The sequence below is a fragment of the Burkholderia sp. S171 genome, from assembly GCF_009766085.1.
Lineage (GTDB): Bacteria > Pseudomonadota > Gammaproteobacteria > Burkholderiales > Burkholderiaceae > Caballeronia.
Genome location: NZ_LMUF01000064.1, coordinates 223177 through 241201, shown reverse-complemented (window position 1 = coordinate 241201; position 18025 = coordinate 223177). Strand labels below are relative to the sequence as shown.

At 56.4% G+C, this 18025-nt stretch carries 11 protein-coding genes; all 11 read right to left on the bottom strand.

Features of this window, described 5'->3' with window-relative positions; translation table 11 throughout:
* Position 1 precedes the first annotated feature (1 nt).
* Positions 2-1366: an aminotransferase class III-fold pyridoxal phosphate-dependent enzyme gene (locus GSQ93_RS35930; RefSeq protein WP_301952114.1), complete on the bottom strand. Its 1365-nt coding sequence runs from the start codon at positions 1364-1366 to the stop codon at positions 2-4.
* Entirely contained in the window at positions 1363-2094 is a 732-nt protein-coding gene (locus GSQ93_RS35925) for an HAD-IA family hydrolase (RefSeq protein ID WP_158940823.1), read from the bottom strand. Before GSQ93_RS35925 ends, GSQ93_RS35930 begins: the two co-directional genes overlap by 4 nt.
* A complete protein-coding gene (locus tag GSQ93_RS35920) occupies positions 2091-3542 on the bottom strand; it encodes an NAD-dependent succinate-semialdehyde dehydrogenase (RefSeq protein WP_367889808.1) in 1452 nt (483 codons plus the stop codon). The genes GSQ93_RS35925 and GSQ93_RS35920 overlap by 4 nt, the downstream gene beginning before the upstream one ends.
* Positions 3543-4129: 587 nt before the next feature.
* Positions 4130-4975 carry a YCF48-related protein gene (locus tag GSQ93_RS35915; RefSeq protein ID WP_254074233.1) on the bottom strand — a complete coding sequence of 282 codons (846 nt, stop codon included), beginning with the start codon at positions 4973-4975 and terminating at the stop codon, positions 4130-4132.
* A 158-nt stretch (positions 4976-5133) separates the two neighbouring features.
* On the bottom strand, positions 5134-7494 hold the full coding sequence (locus tag GSQ93_RS35910; protein ID WP_158940819.1) for an RND family transporter: 2361 nt from the start codon (positions 7492-7494) through the stop codon (positions 5134-5136).
* Between the two features lie 65 nt (positions 7495-7559).
* Entirely contained in the window at positions 7560-9389 is a 1830-nt protein-coding gene (locus GSQ93_RS35905; RefSeq protein WP_158940817.1) for a DUF1302 domain-containing protein, read from the bottom strand.
* A 63-nt stretch (positions 9390-9452) separates the two neighbouring features.
* A complete protein-coding gene (locus GSQ93_RS35900) occupies positions 9453-10814 on the bottom strand; it encodes a DUF1329 domain-containing protein (RefSeq protein WP_158940815.1) in 1362 nt (453 codons plus the stop codon).
* A gap of 924 nt (positions 10815-11738) precedes the next feature.
* Positions 11739-13181, bottom strand: a complete 1443-nt coding sequence (locus GSQ93_RS35895) for an APC family permease (protein WP_174254713.1) — start codon at positions 13179-13181, stop codon at positions 11739-11741.
* Positions 13182-13786: 605 nt separating this feature from the next.
* Positions 13787-15034, bottom strand: coding sequence for an alpha-hydroxy acid oxidase (locus tag GSQ93_RS35890; RefSeq protein ID WP_158940813.1), 1248 nt, complete (start codon positions 15032-15034; stop codon positions 13787-13789).
* Positions 15031-16410 carry an MmgE/PrpD family protein gene (locus tag GSQ93_RS35885; RefSeq protein ID WP_158940811.1) on the bottom strand — a complete coding sequence of 460 codons (1380 nt, stop codon included), beginning with the start codon at positions 16408-16410 and terminating at the stop codon, positions 15031-15033. The genes GSQ93_RS35890 and GSQ93_RS35885 overlap by 4 nt, the downstream gene beginning before the upstream one ends.
* Positions 16411-16467: 57 nt before the next feature.
* Positions 16468-17832, bottom strand: a complete 1365-nt coding sequence (locus GSQ93_RS35880) for an MFS transporter (protein WP_158940809.1) — start codon at positions 17830-17832, stop codon at positions 16468-16470.
* Between the last annotated feature and the right edge of the window lie 193 nt (positions 17833-18025).

Sequence of the window (18025 nt, the reverse complement as noted above, 5' to 3'; positions counted from 1 at the left end):
CTCAACCCTCCACGGCTGCGAACGATGCTGCCAGCACATCACACAGAAAGTCGATTTCGTCCCGATTGATCGTGAGGGCTGGTGACAAAATGACATTCGGGCCGGAGGTGCGCACCATCGCACCCCGCTTGTAGGCTTCCCTCGCCACTGCGGCCACTTCCTTTGACCCGCGGCCGAAAGCAGCCTTTGTCGCTTTATCGGCCACCATCTCGATGCACGCCATCAGGCCAACGCCTCTAACGTCTCCAATGAGCTTGGAGTTACGGGCCAGGTCAGCCAGACGCTCCATCAGGTAGGTCCCTTGCTTCGCTGCGTTGGCGGGAACGTTTTCCCGCACAATCAAGTCCAGCGTGGCAAGAGATGCGGCCGCCGCTACCGGGTGCGCGCTGTATGTGTAGCCATGCGAGATCGCGCCCAAAGAGGCATCCGCGGACTTGAACACGTCAGCGACCTTCTTTGAAATGGCTGTGGCACCGAGCGGTACATAACCGGACGAAATCCCCTTTGCCAGACACCACATGTCGGCCTTGACGTCCCACAGCCGCGTGCCGAAAAGCTCCCCCGTCCGACCGAAACCGGTGACAACCTCATCGGCGATCAGGAGAACTCCGTATTTGTCACAGATCTGCCTGACGAGTGGCCAGTAATTCGGCGGCGGCACAATCACCCCTCCTGCGCCTTGCACCGGCTCTGCGATGAAAGCCGCTACGGTGTCGGGCCCCTGGAAAATAATCTCGCGTTCCAGCAGCTGCGCACAAATCTCGCCGAGCTTGATCGGGTCATCGGTATACGGATTGCGGTAAACCCACGGTGTATCAATGTGAAAGCAACCAGGGAGAAGAGGCTCATACGCCCGTCGGAAATTCGTGTTTCCATTCACGCTCATCCCGCCAAAATGCACGCCGTGATAGCCCTGCTTCAGCGAAATGAACTTGGTGCGATCCGCCGGACCTTTGATCTTCCAGTATTGCCGCGCGAACTTGAGTGCTCCTTCAACAGCGTCAGATCCTCCGTTACTGAAAAAGACAGAGGCAACACCCTCCGGCTCCATCAGTTCGACGATCCGCGCGGACAGTTCAATCGCACGCGGATGGGTCGTGCCACGGAAGGTGTTGTAGAACGGCAGTTCATCGAGCTGTTCTACGATGGCGTCTCGAATCTCGGTTCGCCCAAAGCCGAGGTTCACGCTCCACAGGCCACCCACTCCGTCCAGCAACTTGTGGCCATCCACGTCCCAGACCCAACTGCCTTCCCCACGAGCGATGATGTCCGGCGGCGTATCGATCATTGCCTGCGGGTGCGCCATCGGGTGCCACAAGAACTTTGCGTTTGCGTCCTTGAGTTCATCAACCGTCATCTTTTTCATACCAAATCCTCTATCGATAGGTTGAGCCGCGTGGCAATCGCGGCAATGTTTCCGTCTATGTCACGCAGGTCGAAATACTGGACCTGCAAACCAGCCTTCACCGCGCCCGCGATATTTCTGAACTGGTCATCTACAAACAGCACTTCGTCCGCGCGAGTCTTCAGCGCGTCAATCGCCATCTGATAGGCACGAGGATCTGGTTTCAGAATCCCTGTGTGAGTAGCGTCAACAATTACCGCCACGTCTTTCAGTATCGACATGCGCGACAGAAACTCAGGGCCGTAAAAAAGCTCTAACTCATTAGAAAGGATTCCTATTAGAATGCCACTGGCTCTGGCACACCTCACAAGTTTCGCCATGGCTGGCCTGATAACAGCATTCGGATCGGTCTGCCGCGTTCTGGTGAGCATCGACCGCACGCTCCAATCCGGCTCACCTATTGCGGCTCCGATCTCACGCGCACGAACCGCCCAGTAATCTCGCTCGCTGATGTCGTCGCGTTGCATCGATTGCCAGAGGATGTCGGTCGATGTATCTATCGGACCTAGCCACGTCAGCGTACCTGGTGGCAAACCAAGGGTCTGTTCAGTTTCGCGATGGCGCTCGAATACCGAGACGCTGATGACGCTGCCGAAGTCGAGAAGAAGCGCCTTGGGGCGCTTTTGCAGGACAAACTGCTGGCGTCGGGAAACGTCACCGCGCGGCGTCAGAATTGAGGGTTCATTCATGATTGAGCAATCGAAATCAGTTTGACTTCGGTGTATCCAAGTAAACCTTCAAGGCCGCTTTCCTGGCCGATCCCGCTTTCCTTCAGTCCGCCAAACGGTGTCTCAGGCTGCGACACACCGAAATGGTTTATGCCGACCATTCCGGCTTCCAGCTCACTAGACAGTCGATGAGCGAGATCAAGGCTTTTCGTGAACGCGTAGGCGGCCAAACCATAAGGAAGCCGGTTAGCACGGGAGATCGCATCGTCGATATCATCGAAGACATCCAGCACAGCTATCGGTCCGAATGGTTCATCGTTCTGCACACGGGCATTCAACGACGCGTGTTCGATCACAGTGGGTTCGTAAAAAAATCCGTCGCGTTCAATCCGTTTCCCGCCGCACAAGACGGTGGCGCCGTTTTCAACCGCGTCATCAACGAACGACTGCATTTCCAGGACGCGCCGGTTTTCGATAAGCGGGCCAAATTGCACGCCATCCTCGAGACCGGAGCCAATCTTGAGCGAAGACGCCCCGCGTACCAGCTCATCCCGGAACGCGTCGTACTGCGCGCGATGAACCAGGAAGCGAATCGGCGACGCGCAGACTTGCCCTGCATTGCGAAACTTTGCAGGCACCGCGAGCCTGGCGGCCTTAGCCCCGTCGTAATCTTTGCAGACGATCACCGGAGCATGGCCCCCGAGCTCAGCGGTATAACGTTTGACGTACCTGGCAGCCTGCTCCCCGAGCAACTTGCCGACCCGAACAGACCCGGTAAAGGAAATCTTCGCGATATGCGGACTGGCAATGAGCGTGGCTGAAATTACCGCAGGCACGCCAGCGACAAAATTCAGGACACCATCGGGAATGCCTGCGTCAACAAAGCACCGGACGAGTTCCATGCAGGTCCCCGGCGTCTCCTCAGCGGGCTTGATCACGACGCTGCAACCGGCGGCAAGTGCGCCGCCTAATTTTCGCGACGGCAGGTTGGCGGGGAAGTTCCAGGGTGTAAATGCTGCGACCGGCCCCACAGGAACGCGTGTAACCGTCTGGCTGATCACGTTCGGCAACCGGGCCGGCACGCCGCGAGCCGGCAATCGCTTCGCTTCCTCCGCCAGGAAGTCAATGATGTCCGCCGAGAGTGTTACTTCCCGTACTGCCTCAGCCAAAGGTTTCCCCTGCTCTAGCGTGAGAATCCTGGCAATGTCACCCGCACGTTCGCGTATCAGAGCCGTCGCCGCGGTGATGATCTTGAAACGCTCGATCGGTAACATACGCGACCAGCGTTTGAATCCGCGCGATGCCGCGTCCTCGGCAATTTCCAGCTCCCGAGCGCCGGCGATCGGCAAATACCCAAGTACCTTCCCATTGGCAGGGTTGATAACAGGTATAACGCCCTCATCAGTTCTCTCTATCCATTTACCGTCGATGAACAGTTCAAGTTTCGGGTATGACATTGCGCGGTCCAAGAGAAGTTGTTAAATACATTTTGTGTCTCAAGGCTTGCCGCAGCAATCATCCTTTGGGTGGAATTTAGCGACGCTGAAGACGAAGTAGTTCATCGTCGTCATCAAACCTCCCGCCGCGTACTTCGACTTTGCATACAGCGCTTTCCTGCCGTCAGGATCTGCGAGTTCATTACACAGTTCAGCTCATTGGTTACCACTCTGTATGGTGGAACCAGCTTGCACAACGATCCGTGAGACGACAGTATTCAGTGCTTCCGTGCGAAGCACGCGTCAGCGGCTTCGACGGGCGTTAGCCTGGCGTGGAAGTAGCCTTGAAGACGGTTTATGGTCACGGTGTCAGGGTGATAGGGTGGCCGAATAAAATGCCTTTCAACCGCTGCGTCGTACCAAGCACATGTCCACGCTTCCAGATCTCGTTCGTACTCGATCGGTACCTGCTTCGAATCTTCAAACATAGCGGCTTCCTTCCCGGTCGTAGATACGATCGGCGTTCGGTCACCCCCGCGGATATCTCAATCGCAATGCACGTTAAAAACACAGTCGCCGCCGGGTTCGGCAATAGGCGAGAACGTATCTGGTCGCGAAAGTCACTCTGCTTTGACGATGCCATCCTTTGAGAGAAAAATAGGTTTGTTTATAGCGGCACTCGGCATCACCAACGCCGTCAACGCTGCGCGATCCTGTCGTTGTTTCGAAGTGAAATGGACGGCCTCGGTCGTACCATTAATTACAAAGCCATCTAATCCGACGCCGAAGATTTTGTCGCCCGCCGAAACGAGATCAGTGATCGACCCGCTCGATCCCGAGTCGATCGCCGTCCACGTGTCACCACCGTCATGGCTACGATACAGATGGCCTAACAACCCGCCGACGAATATCGAGCCGTCTGCAGCGGCAGTTCCCGTCCACAAGCTGCCCTTGTTGCCAGTTTGCCGATATTCCCAGGTGGCGCCGGCATCACGCGAGCGCAGCACGGTGCCTTGTTCCCCGGCTATAAAAAGCGTACCTGAGCGATCGCCAAAAAACTTGAACAAGTTGCGGTCAGCCTTGCCACCACCGGGCGGCGGCGGTAACTTGGACACGTGCCAATTGCGGCCACCATCGTCTGTCGCCAGAAGAAGCGACCAAAGCCCCACCGCCCAACCCTGGTTCGCGTCCTTGAAATACACGGAGAACAGCGGTTGATCGACCGACGTGTCGGAGCGCTGCAACGTCCAGTTTTCGCCGCCGTCGATTGTGGCCAGGATCACGCCCCATTGTCCGACGGCCCAACCATGCCGGGAGTCAACGAAATAGACCGCCGAAAGGGTCGCGGCCGCCGGGACCTGTTTCGCCTGGCGAAAGGTCCGGCCGCCGTCGTCGGATAACAATACGATGCCGTGTTCGCCAACAGCGACGACGCGTGCGCCGGCATGTGCGACGTCGAGCAGCATTGCATGAGTCGGGTTTGCCCACACGTGTGCCGAAGCGAGTGCGAACGGTGTCGCCGGTCCGCCCGACTGTGCGAAGCCACTGGTGCATGCGCAGCACAGTGCGGCATAGGCAAGAAAGTTCTTCGTCATCGCGAGACCTTTGCAATTGAGTCGTATGGTCAGTGGCTGAGCAGGCCCGGAGCGCGCACGGGTTTGCGACGCGGAAACCAGCGCTCCAATAGAACAGCCAAAGCGGGTAATGCCGTCATCGCCATCACCAGATTTACGATGAACATGAACGCGAGCAACTTGCCCATGTCGCCCTGGAACTTCAGTGCCGAGAAGCTCCAGGTAGCGACGCCAATCGCAAGCGTGATTGCGGTGAAAATGGTGGCAACACCCACTTCGAGCATCGCATGCTCGACGGCTTTCACGACCGTCTGACCATTCGCCATATGCAATTGCAAACGGTTGTAGATGTAGAACGCGTAGTCAACACCAATTCCCACGGCGAGCACCATCACCGGAAGCGTCGCAACGGTCAGCCCGATCTGGAGTTCCTTCATGAACCAGTAGCCGATAAAGGTTGCCACCGTCAGCGGCACGCAGCACGCCACCATCGCACGCAAGTCGCGGTACGCGAGGAACACAAGGATCAGGATCGCCGCGTAGACGTAGAGCATCATCGGCAACTCGCTTTTTGCCACTTCGTCGTTGGTGGCCGCAAGCACGCCGGCGTTGCCCGCGGCAAGCCGGATTGTCACCCCGGCAAGATGGTTCGATGCCCGGTATTGTTTGACGTCGTCGATGATACGGTTAAGTGTTGCCGCCTTGTGGTCGGTCAGGAACATGTGCACCGCCGTCATGCTGCAATCCTTGTTCATGTAGCCCTTGACGCGGCCGATTTCGGCCGACAGCCCCCCGTAGTTTCCCGGATCGATTGGCACTACGTTCATTTTCGGATTGCCTTCGTTATAGCCCTCGTTGTAAGTCCGCAGCATCGCCGGATAGGACTCCACTGAGACGACACCTGGCTCCCTCGTCATGGACGAGGCGAAATCGTCTTCGAACAGGCCCACCGCGGGGTTGTCGCAAGCGGAGCCCTTGGACTCAAAAACGATCGTCAACCAGTCAAGGCCAACATCGTAATTGCTCGAAATAGACACGGCATCGCGGTTAAAGCGCGCGTCGGCACGCAGCTCGGGTGCGCCAGGCTGGAGCGTACCTATCACGCGATCTCGGCTTTGCCATGCTGCCAGCACGAATATGATCGCCGTCACAGCGACAACAATATAAGCATTTCTTGGTTCAGCTACCCGTGCCAGCTTACGCAGCCAGGCCGAGCGACGCTCTCCATTTTTGAGCGCGCGGTCGGCGTAAGATTTTGTGAAATTGAAACAAGACGCAGCTACGGGCAACATGACCAGGTTTGTGACGATCTTGTAGCCCACGCCCAATGAAGCGGTAATCGCAAGCTCACGCACCATCGGAATCGGAATCAGCAGCAGCGTGATAAAGGATACGAACGCAGTGATGAGCGCCAGGACGCCGGGTATCAAAAGCCCGCTGAAACTGCGACGTGCGGCTTCGAGCGAGTCATGGCCGTGGGACAGCTCACGCACAATGTAGTTGACCTGCTGGACACCATGCGACACGCCGATCGCGAACACAAGGAAGGGCACCAGCACACCAAGCGGATCCAGACCGAAACCGAGCAACTTGAGCGTGCCGAACTGCCAGACCAAGGAGGTTAGCGAGCATGCAATAGTTAGAAGCGTGAAGCGAATCGAGTGGCTATACCAGTACACCGCAAGTGCTGTCAGCAACAGCGCAATTCCACAAAAACCAAGTACGGCCGTCGCACCGTCAGCAATGTCGCCAATCTGCTTGGCGAAGCCAATGATCTGGATTTCGTAGCCGGCATCTTCGAAAGGCTTGCGAATCTGGCTTTCCAGCAAATGATTAAACGCCACGTAGTCCAGTACCTTGCCCGTTGCGTCACGTTCGTTCAGTTCGGCCGTGATCATCGCGCTATCCTCGCCGTGCGAGACGAGCGTACCGATGTAGCCGCCACCCGTTGCAGACTGCCGGATCGACCGGACTATCGTGGGCGTCAACTGGTCTGGTGTGATGGTCCCATCGATAACGGGATTAGCGCGAAAGCCGTCCTCGGTAATCTCGTTCACAAACGCGTTGGGCGTCCAGAGCGATTGCACGCCCTGCCGATCAACGTTGGGCAGGAACATCACCGCCTGTGTCACCTTGTACAGCCGCGTCAAGCCTTGCGGCGTCCAGATATTCCCATTGCGCGCCCGGACCACGACCGTGATCCGGTTCGCCCCGAACAGGTCGTTACGATATTTCTGGAATGTCTGGATGTACTCGTGGCCGATCGGCATCTGCTTCTCAAACCCCGCCTCCATCCGGAGTTGCACCGCGAACACCGCCATGACGGCAGTGAAGATGCCGATTGTCCCCAGTACGATTGCACGGTGCCCAAAGAACAGCTTCTCAAGAAGAGTTACAAAACGATTTAACACGGCTCTATCCTTCAATCATGTCTTCGATACGCGAAACCGTGCATCGTTAAATTGCTTTCAGACAATCAGAAATTGCGCGTAGCGAAAACGCCTACGAAGTTGCGATCCGCGTAAGGCTGACCAACAGTCTGGTGCCCGCCAAAGAACGCGGTGTAATTGATCCCGGCCTGCCATACCGCGGGGTTCTGATTGAACAGTACATAGACGTTCAGCGACTTCGCCCCTTGCATATAATTCGCCGAGAACGTCGGCGTGTATCCGTACAGCGCATCGGAGAACGTCGCACCCGGCGTCACTTGCCATCCGGGAATCAGACTGCCGTCATACGTCCAGTTAAAGTCGACAGTCGCACCCACCGAGCTTGCGGTGCCTTGCGCTGTGGCGATGGGATAGCCAAGGCTCGAGCCGTTGTTCAGCCATGCGAAGTACCCGGCAGCCGGAACCTGCGTAACGGTTTTCCCGTTAATCGATTTCGTCACACCACTTGAACTCAAGCCCGGGTAGTAGATCCATGTCAGCTCTGCAGTCAGCACGGCCAAGTCGGCATGAATCAGCTTAAGGAATGGATATTCACTTTGCGTGAGGTTCAATTGCCCGTTGATGTCGTACTGGAACTTCTTCTTGTCGGCCCACTGCTGACAAGTGACGCCACTCACCCCGTTGGTATTCAAGTCAAGCGGACCTCCGGCTCCAAAGCAACCTGACAGCGCAACTGCGTCTTTCGGACGGTAGGACAGTTCCGTGCCGATTGCCCAATCACCCAGTGCAAAATTCGCGCTCGCACCAAGGAGCTGACGGTGCTGCCGATAAGACCATTGGCTTGAACCGTCCGCCAACGTCGCCAGCACCGGAGCCTTGTCCGTATAGTTCTCGTAGTAGAAGCCGAAATTCGCCTCGATTCCCTTTGGCTTGTAGTTGAGCTTGATACCAAATTCCGGATTGTATTTGGCCGGCAGCTGGGTCGAAACGGGAACGCCGATTGAGTTGTAAGGGGCGCCCGCATACTGCCCGTTCACAAGACCGGTATTGATTCCGGAGAGCGTGGCAGAATTGCCGCTGTTCGGCCCGGCGATGGTGCCCGCGTCGACACCGCCCACGTTGTAGTTGTTGGAGTTGATCGTGGCCGGTACGGCACCACGTCCGAAATTGTTGCTCACCGACCAGAATGTGCCGACCGGTGGATAGCGATTGCCGTTCCACTGGAACTGGTAGTAGCCCTCAGTGCTGAAGCCCTTACCCAGACCGGCCGCAAGGCTCAGCATGGGTGCCGGCAGCAGCGCCTGCTTGAGTTGCGTCCCTGGGATCAGGAGTTTCTGGATATCGACGGAATTCGTCGCATTGATACCGCCCGTGGCGAAGTAGCTTTCTCCCCAGTTGATAACCTGATTCCCCAAACGCACGTGCGCTGACTCTCCGTTGAGCGTAAAGTCCTTCTCGCCCCAAAGGTCGAGCAGTTGCACCGGGTAAGCCACCTGTGCCGACGCCGAACTGGAGAGGGGTGTTCGCGCGGTATCGGCAGCGAGGAAATCGTACATGGCGGTGGCGCGAACCATGAACTTATAGCCTTCGTTGGGCATCGTCAGTAACAGTTCGCTTGTCGCGCTAATATAGGTGCTGAACGCCTGGCCCTTGCGGTAGTTCAGATCGCCGTTATCTCCGAAACCCCATTGGTTGACGTTGGCCGCCGCGCCGCAACCGTATGCGTCCGGGTCCCCAGTGAGCGAGCAGCTTGGATCTTTCGTGCGAATCCCGGCGCCCGCCGTCAGATTCGAAATCAACGAGCCCGACAGATCGCCAAAACCAGTTGCGAAATCATATCCGTAAGCGCTTGACGATGCTGCACCTAGCACTGCTAACGAAACAGATATCGAAACGCCAACCCCTGTAGTTTTCATGCTTCACCCTTGATGTTGCTATTGGCTGACCCGTACATCGCTTTGTTGATCCGGTCGTGCACTTCAGCGTTCGCTAATTGCGCGTAGATTTTCAGCGGTGTAGTAACCCGAATCAAAACTAGGATCACTCGACGATTCGAAGTAGTGCACGTCCTCGCCTGTGCCGATCACGGTTTGATCCGTCACGTAACGCCCGGCAACCAGGTTGTACTGCGCAAAAGGCTCAACGTCGCAGGTGCCACCCAGTTCCCAAACTGGAACGGGGTAGCCTTCCTTCGCCTTCCAAAGCTTGCCCTGCGCGTCGTAGTCTTCACCTGCCAGCGCGAGGTACGTGTCCTCATCCAGGTAGAGCACCTTCTTCTGGGAAACGTGCCGCATATTCGGCTTCAACGTCGCCTCAACTACATAGACGCGATGCAGCTCATAGCGTCGCGCAGATGGATCGACCTGGTCGGGCTTGAATACTTCGTCAACGGTCTTTTTGAAGTCGCCCATTGCGAAGTCGTTGTACGGTACGTACATCTCCTTCTTGCCAACGAGTTTCCAGTCAAAGCGGTCGATGTCGCCGTTAAAGAGCCAAGGTTCGTCCACCGTATACTGGTTCTCGAAGCCAATTTGCGGCGCATCGTAGTCGTATGAGGGCATTCGCCGCACACGTCGCTGACCGGAGAAGTAGTAGTACGTCGGGGTTTCGTTGTTCGAGAAATTGAATGTTTGCACAAGGCCCTGTCCAGCCAAGGCAGCGGGGGCGTCGTAGGAAAAATAGATCGAGAACAGCGATTCGCCAGGTCCGAGCGCATTGGCGCCCTTCTTGCCCCACGGGAAGTACAAGGTCTGATGACTTGTTACCGAAATCCAGTCGGCGCTACCCGGTCGCGGTGACACCAGCGTGTTGATTTTTGCCCACTTGGCGCCTACCCCGCGGTAGCGGGTCAAGTAATTCCAAATGGCTTGCTGTCCGGTCTTGGCGCCAGGAAACGGCAGACCAGGCAGCATGGCGCTTTGCAAGTGATCGCCGCTTGCATCGAGCTTCGCGCCTTGTTCATTTTTCTTGATATTGTCCTGCACCCAATCGGGGTAGCCGCAATCGCGGTGTGTCGGGTACACGTCCATCCGATAATTCTTGATCTGCTTAAACAAGGCGATCTGACCAGGCGACAACTTATCGGCGTATTTGTCAATGTTCGCTGCGGAGATCGAGAAAAGCGGCTTTTCGGATTTGTAGCGCCAGTAGTCCGCTCTGACCTTACCGACAGACCAACCGGACGGCGTAGATTCCGGTCCTTCATAGACGGGAATCTGACCATCAGCATTCCCCGCTTTTTCTGCGCCGCTAATCGTCAAATTTCCCGGCGACTGCGCCCAGGCTGTCGCAATCACTGCTGTACATGCAACTGCAAGACTCGTCTTGAGAAAAATGCGCATGGTAAACCTCCCTCGCCTAGAGATATTTCGGCGACCTTGACGTTGATTGGTTGTCGCTGATCAGGCCAGACTTAATAACTTCGATCACGATGACTGAGGCTGATTCTCTGTGTTCGAAATTTGCGCAGACATCAGCCAAAGGGATGATTTGATGCCGCGCGATGGATAACCCTGAGTGCCTCGATGTGCTTCGAAAGAGGGAGGCCTTCGGCGATGCAGTCCCCTCGGTGTTCGAGTGCAGGGGATAGCGATCAACAAACTTCAACCCGCGAAAAAACGGCTCCTCGAAGCCACGCGGGTGATTACCAGATCGACAGGCGATCGAGACTCCGACCGTGTCTGTCATCAGCGTGGGTCAACCCGTTGCGACCGGCGACAGACCGGCGATAACAGCGCAGACGACGTGGCTCGTAGCTCATCGATTGGAAAGTTTTATCCACTACATGGAACCGGTTAAGGTTTCGATCCTGCAACAGAACTGGAGGCAGCGGAGGCGAGCGAGCTTGCGCTCAAAGCTGTGTAAGCGCGGTCTGGAGGCGGTCAGCGAGGACAAGAGCAGGAGAGCTCTACAGGACTTGACGGTCAAGTTTTGCGCGTGATTCGGAATAAATAAGTCATGCTTATATATTTTCACTTCGCGCCTAAGATCACCTAGCGCGCTTAAAGCAATTTTTGCATAGTTTTCGCGCACGCTCGCGTTCGCGTTCGCGTTCGCGTTCGACAATCATCCGTTCCTTCATGGTGTGGCCGTCGTTCGATTGAATGAGCGGTCGACTTACAATGAAGTCAGCACTAGTGGTCTTTAAATTCGGATACCTTGGTGATCCGCCTGGCTCGTTTAGCGCTTGGATGTTCTCAGAATTATCGAGAACCCATGACTTCACGGTTGTGATACTGATAGGCAAGACATTCCCATACGCCTGTTCAGACTTCGTTAAGCAATCTACCCAAGTTCTGGTATAGCGCCGGCCTGGCATTCTTTAACCACATCGCGAAACCCACGCCAACCACCGCTACTCCCAGCGTCGCCCACGGTACAAGTTTTCCCCAGATTGATGTAGTGCCGCTGAGAAGATCGACATGGACGATAATCTGCCATAGGCAAAGGAACAGGCCAATTGAAGCGATTGCCGGCGACAACGTTCGCTGCCAAAAAGAAACGCCGCGAGCATCATTCCAGAAAAAGCCGACAACAGCCAGCGAAGCGACTGCTTGTACCGCGACAATTCCGACCGCAGCGACGACGCTCGCCCAAGGCAAGAGGTTTTGAAGCGGATCCACTTTCAATAGGCCACTGACAACGATGACAGCGAGTGCACAAACAGTCTGAACAATGCTGGCTACGAACGGTGTCTGCTGCGTCCTATGCGTTCGAGCTAACCCCTTCCAGATAATGCCCTCTCGTGCCAAGGAGAAGAAATACCTCGAAATGGTGTTATGAAAGCTAATAAGAGCCGCCAGTAAGCTGGTGATCATTAGGATTCCCATTGTATCGGCGGCCCACTTCCCGACGAGACGCGATGTCATCAGGAACCACATATTTCCGGGATCTTTTTGAGCTTGCGCCATTGCGGCGTCTGGTCCATACGCCGCAATGATGAACCACACCGAAACCGCGTACAACATCATGATGATCGTAATCGCGCAATAGGTGGCTAGCGGTATCGTCCTGCTCGGGTTCCTTGCTTCCTCAGAATAGATAGCCGTAGTCTCAAATCCCATGTAGGAACTCACAACAAAGACGAGCGACGGGCCAAAGCCATTCGTAAAAATGCGGGAAGGCGTGAAAGACACGATCGGAAAACCTTGGGGTCCACCGCCGTGAATAACTACCGCGACATCGAAAAGCAGAATGATGGCGATTTCGCACAGCATTAACGCGCATAAAAATTTTCCGCTAAATTCGACATTTCGGTAACCGAAGTAATGCACCACCATCGCCACGCAAGCCGCGCTGACCCACCATGGCACGGCGACGCTCAGTTCGTCGAGCAGCGCCTGACTCACGAAGAACCCCACCAGTGCATAACAGGCTAGCTGAATCGCGTTGTAAGCCAGCAAGGCAAGGAACGCACCTCCGACACCAACAGGCCTGCCAAGCCCTGTAGCAATATAGGCGTAAAAAGCTCCGGCGTTTTTTACGTACCGGCTCATTGCCGCGTAACCGACGCTGAAGAGCAGATAAAGGATACCTGCAGCGAGAAAGGAGCCCGGGATGCCCACACCATTGCCCATCGCGATCCCGACCGGAACTGCGCCAACGAGAGCGGTCAACGGTCCGTTTGTCGCAATCACCAAAAAAACGATTGACAACGGTCCCAACGCATTCTTGCGCAAACCTTGCTCATCCAGAACTTCTGTGCTCATTTGCCCGTCTCCGCGACCCTAGCCGAATCTATGAATGATCCTGAAAAGCTTTCCCTGACTCAAATTTTTGATGGCCAAAAACAACTGCACAATCAATCTTTCGGATGAAACCTGCTTACGTATTCACTACAGGCCAACGCAATCTCAGTTCCGGGTGTCAGCGGTCACCGACGGGGCTGGGTACCAGGCACGACCCGGCCTTGGTTCGCCGGGTCCTGCTGTAAAACCGTGGTCCTTTGCGAACGAGCACGCCGAATTCCCTCCGACGCGGAGCGCCGCGATCGAGGTTGCCGACAGCTCGACCGCGACGCGGCTCGCTGTCCGAAGACAAACATAAATCGATTTTGATAAAGCAGGAATACTACTTAAATGGTAAAAAATGACTACGACGCTTTGCTAAGTGGAACAAGACTACTATCCAGCGTTCTCTCGAAAAATAGATCCGGCGAAACGGCATACCCGAGACAATAACGATCGACCAAAGCGGAGCCAGTCTGACCGCACTGCACCCGTGTCATTCTGAGTGGCATCGGCATCATTCAATAAAGCTTTTAACTCAAGACACAGCTACATACAGTTGGCCCGGTCAACTGGTTTTGCCGCGACTACGTCGCAGGCAACAAGAACGCGTCACTCAGATCGCTAAAGTACGGGCATCCAATCAACGCAAGCGTTGTATGGATTTCACTTCTAAAAAGTTCGAGTGCCTTGGCCGCTCCCCGCTCACCTGCGGCTATAACGCCATACAACGGTGCTCGCCCCGCGAAAACAAGCTGAGCTCCCAGGCAGCGGGCAATGATCGCATCGGAACCGCGACGTATGCCGCTGTCCATCATGACAACGGTGCGCTCACCGACCGCATCAACCACGCCGGATAGCGCGGCTATAGCGCTGCATCCCCGGTCGAGAACCTTGCCACCGTGGTTGGAAACAATGATGCCGTCAACCCCCGCCTCGACGGCTCGCCGGGCATCGTCCGGATGTTGGATGCCCTTCACAATCAGTTGGCCCGGCCAGGCGTCGCGAAAATGATCGAGGTCTGTCCATGTCTGAATCGAGGGACTTTGGGTGCGAAAGTAAGCGAACACATCCTTCGCCGTTGCATCGTTCCCTGCGTACTTTTGCCAGGGTTGCATCATCGGCAGGCCACCGTTCGAAAGGTATTCGAACAACCACGCAGGATGCCGCAGGACATCGGCGACAATGCGTGGTCGCAACTTCATTGGCAAGCCGAAACCGTTGCGCATGTCACGTTCGCGCTTCGGATAGACAGGTCCGTCCACAGTCAGTACCAGCGTCCTGATGCCCGTTTGGAGCGCCCGGCGCATCATGTCCCGCGACACCTCGAAATCCCTCGCGGCGTATAACTGGTACCAGGTGCGCTCCGGATCGATGGCGCCAACCGTTTCGAGCTGTTCCATGCATGCGCCCGACAGGATGAACGGAACATCGGCGTGCTTGGCAGCGCGTGCGAGCATCGACTCGGAGCCTCGCCGGAGCAGCCCGGCAATTCCCGTGGGTGCAATCCCGACTGGCGACGCAAAGCGTCTTCCGAACACGCTCACGGTCTGGTCGCGCTCGGCGACGTCAACCAGAAAACGTGGAACGATGACATGGCGCTCGAAGTCTTGCGTGTTCCGCACCACGCCGATCTCGTCTTCCACTCCCCCCTCGACCAGTTCGAACAGGATCCTCGGTAGACGCCGCTGTGCCAGCCGACGCAGGTCGTCAAAGCTCAGTGCACGTTCAATGTCCCTGCTTGCCAGCCCAGGGCGCAAGATCGATTGCCGCAGATGAAGCGGGTCCCGGGCGACCTGCTGGCGAGACACGATGCCGTCGTGACTTGAACTCATGAGTGACAAGTTCCGGCGGCCAAGGTCATGACCGCTGAAATGTCAGGCAACAGATCGAACGTATCCAGCATCGAATGAAGTTCCATGGCCTGGGCAGGTGTCAAGGATGATGAGACAAGAATGTTGAACTTGCCGCGCAACGGGTCGCACCATGCTGTGTCGTGATCGCTTGGATCGGCGGCGTCGCGCGACGCCGCGAGCATCTTGCCAGTCCTGAACCGAACCGTGATACGGGCAGCTGTGTGCGACAGTATGGGGTCCGGTTCAAGCGTAATCATCAGTCGAACCTTGTCGAGTTTCGTGCTCTGCGCTCCAGTGACCCGGTCAAAAAAATCAGGTATTGCACCATCTATGCCGAGGAGCGCCATTGCCGCAGTGTACGGCAGGCTGCGTCTCGCTTCGAGGCTGTTGGCCGGAGAAATGACGCTGCACGACCGGATTGTCTCCGGATGCAGGAATAGTTGGATTTCCGTGACCCCATCGATGTCGAAATCAGGATGCGATCGCACCGCACCTGCACATTCGATACCCGCGTGGGTAAAGAAACAGGCAGCATGTCGTTTGATAATGTTCGATTCGAGAAAGAACTGCTCGATACCGTCAGGAACCCTGCCAATTTGACGAGGATCGATCGAGCTATAGGCGTCGATAAAACCGCGCTCACATTCAAGAATGTCGATTCGCGCTACAAAGCCGCGGCTTGCGAGCAGAGCCGCGACGACTCCGCCTTGAGCTGCGCGCCCAGGGTGAAGCGGTTTGCACATTGTTCCGCCTTCAACGCGAAGTCCGCCAGCCTGACTCGCCGCGATGCCGATCGCGCGAGCCGTCGCACACGCGTTCAATCCGAGTAGGCGTGCCGCTGCTGCCGCAGCTCCCAGCATGCCGACAGTCCCTGTCAGATGAAAACCTCTTCGCTGGCTGCTAGGGCCGATGATCGAGCCGATATGACACGCAAGTTCGTAACCGGCGACGTACGCGGTCATTACGTCGCTGCCGCTGCTGATCCGACGCTCCGCAAGCGCCAGCACGGCGGGTAATATCGCGGCCGTCGGATGCCCGCTCAATGCCATGCTGCAATCGTCATAATCATGCGCGTGCGCGGCCGTCCCATTTAAGAGCGCTGCATTGGCCGCAGGCATTTTTACGCCCCGTCCGATCACGCTCGACTGCGTTGCACCGCCCATGTCCGACAGTTCCGCGAACACGATGTCGGCAAGCGGCTCGCGCGCTCCAGCGATCGCGACGGCGAAGAAGTCCATGATCGCGTCGCGCGCGAGTAGGACGACCGGCCGTGGAAGCTCATGGAACGACAACATGGCACCGCGCCGCGCGAGATCCATTGTCAGCGGCGATGCCCTTGCGGCGCTCGGTTGCATATTCGAATCCTCGTTTGCCATCCGATGTATTCCGCTCTCGATCACGGTTCGCCCAGCCTACCTGACATGGCTGGTCACGATCTGCTTCCTGATCGACGGGCGCGCGAAAAGGATGAGAATTGCAGAGCACGCCGCCGCCGCGCCCATAAAGAGCAGACCGCCATAAAAGGACCCCGTCGCCTGCTTGATCGCACCCAACACGGACGGCCCCACAAAACCACCAAGGTTGCCTAACGTATTGATGAGCGCGATACCGCCAGCGGCTGCCGCCCCCGATAGCAGCGCGCCGGGCAAGACCCAGAATACGGTGTACGCGGTCATGATTCCGATTACCGCCACCGTGAGGCAGGCGAGACTAACCACTGGGGACGTGGCGAACGCGCTCGCGAGCAGTCCGAGAGAACAGAAAACCAACGGCCACGTTACGTTCTTGTAGTACTCGCGTGACCGGTCAGCGAACCGCGCCCATATGAACGCGCATATACCCGCGAAGAACCAGGGAATCGCCGTCAGCGCCGACGCTTCGAAAACATTCACCGATCCCCATGACTTGATGATCGTCGGCAACCATGCATTCACCGACGACAGGATGATATTCATCCCGATGTACAGGAAGCCGAGGAACCAAACGCGCGGATTGAGGAGCGCTGCCTTCGCGGAAAGGATCTCCCCGAACTGTGCCGCCCTTTTTTGATGGTCATCGGCCAGCGCGCTTTTCAGCCAGCTTTTCTCGGCGTGGGTCAGCCAATTGGCGCGTTCCGGACAAGGTGTGAGGTAGATATAGGTTACAACCGCGACCAGAAGCGCAGGCATCCCCTCAACGATGAAGATCCATTGCCATCCGCGTATCCCCCACACTCCATTGAAGTACTGCAAAAGCAATCCACTTAGAGGACCCGCGGCCACAATGGCGATCGGCATGCCAATAAACCAGAGTGCATTGACGCGCGCACGGTGGCGATTAGGTATCCAATAACTGAGGTACAACGTCATGCCCGGCATGAAGCCAGCCTCAGCAACACCAAGCAAGAAGCGCGCGATGTAGAAGCTTGTGGGCCCGGTGACAAATGCCATTCCCATCGAGACGATGCCCCACGTCACCATGATGCGTGCGATCCATATATGCGCGCCCACTCGATGCAGCAGCAGATTGCTTGGGATCTCGAAGATGATGTAACCGATAGAAAACAAGCCCACGCCAAAGCCAAACACCGCCGGCCCCAGTCCGATATCTTTCGACATCGTCAGTGCGGCGTAGCCAACGTTCACACGATCCAGAAAGTTGATGACAAACAGCAGAACCATCAATGGCACGAGCCGCCGGATCACCTTCCTCATTACCCTTGACTCGATGTCCGTGACCGAACTTGATAGAGCATCGGGGACCCGCTCCGTGGCATTTTGCATGGTTGTCTCCGTCACACTTTTATATGTCCAGCGTCCAAAGAAGGCACGCAGGTTATGATTTGATCAGACTTACGAATCTCGGATTCCGGCTAAGGAAGGTCTGCATAAATCATGCAGAAATTAAGTTGCCAAATAGGCCGAAGACTGCGACGATTTTGGCATGAGACAAGCTAATCTGGGATTGGATTTGACGACCAAACGAACGCGC

What these genes read in the sequence shown, in the direction of transcription:
- GSQ93_RS35925 (WP_158940823.1), bottom strand. Translation starts at nt 2,094, where the DNA reads ATGAATGAACCCTCAATTCTGACGCCGCGCGGTGACGTTTCCCGACGC.
- GSQ93_RS35890 (WP_158940813.1), bottom strand. Translation starts at nt 15,034, where the DNA reads ATGAGTTCAAGTCACGACGGCATCGTGTCTCGCCAGCAGGTCGCCCGG.
- GSQ93_RS35930 (WP_301952114.1), bottom strand. Translation starts at nt 1,366, where the DNA reads ATGAAAAAGATGACGGTTGATGAACTCAAGGACGCAAACGCAAAGTTC.
- GSQ93_RS35885 (WP_158940811.1), bottom strand. Translation starts at nt 16,410, where the DNA reads ATGCAACCGAGCGCCGCAAGGGCATCGCCGCTGACAATGGATCTCGCG.
- GSQ93_RS35905 (WP_158940817.1), bottom strand. Translation starts at nt 9,389, where the DNA reads ATGAAAACTACAGGGGTTGGCGTTTCGATATCTGTTTCGTTAGCAGTG.
- GSQ93_RS35895 (WP_174254713.1), bottom strand. Translation starts at nt 13,181, where the DNA reads ATGAGCACAGAAGTTCTGGATGAGCAAGGTTTGCGCAAGAATGCGTTG.
- GSQ93_RS35915 (WP_254074233.1), bottom strand. Translation starts at nt 4,975, where the DNA reads ATGCTGCTCGACGTCGCACATGCCGGCGCACGCGTCGTCGCTGTTGGC.
- GSQ93_RS35900 (WP_158940815.1), bottom strand. Translation starts at nt 10,814, where the DNA reads ATGCGCATTTTTCTCAAGACGAGTCTTGCAGTTGCATGTACAGCAGTG.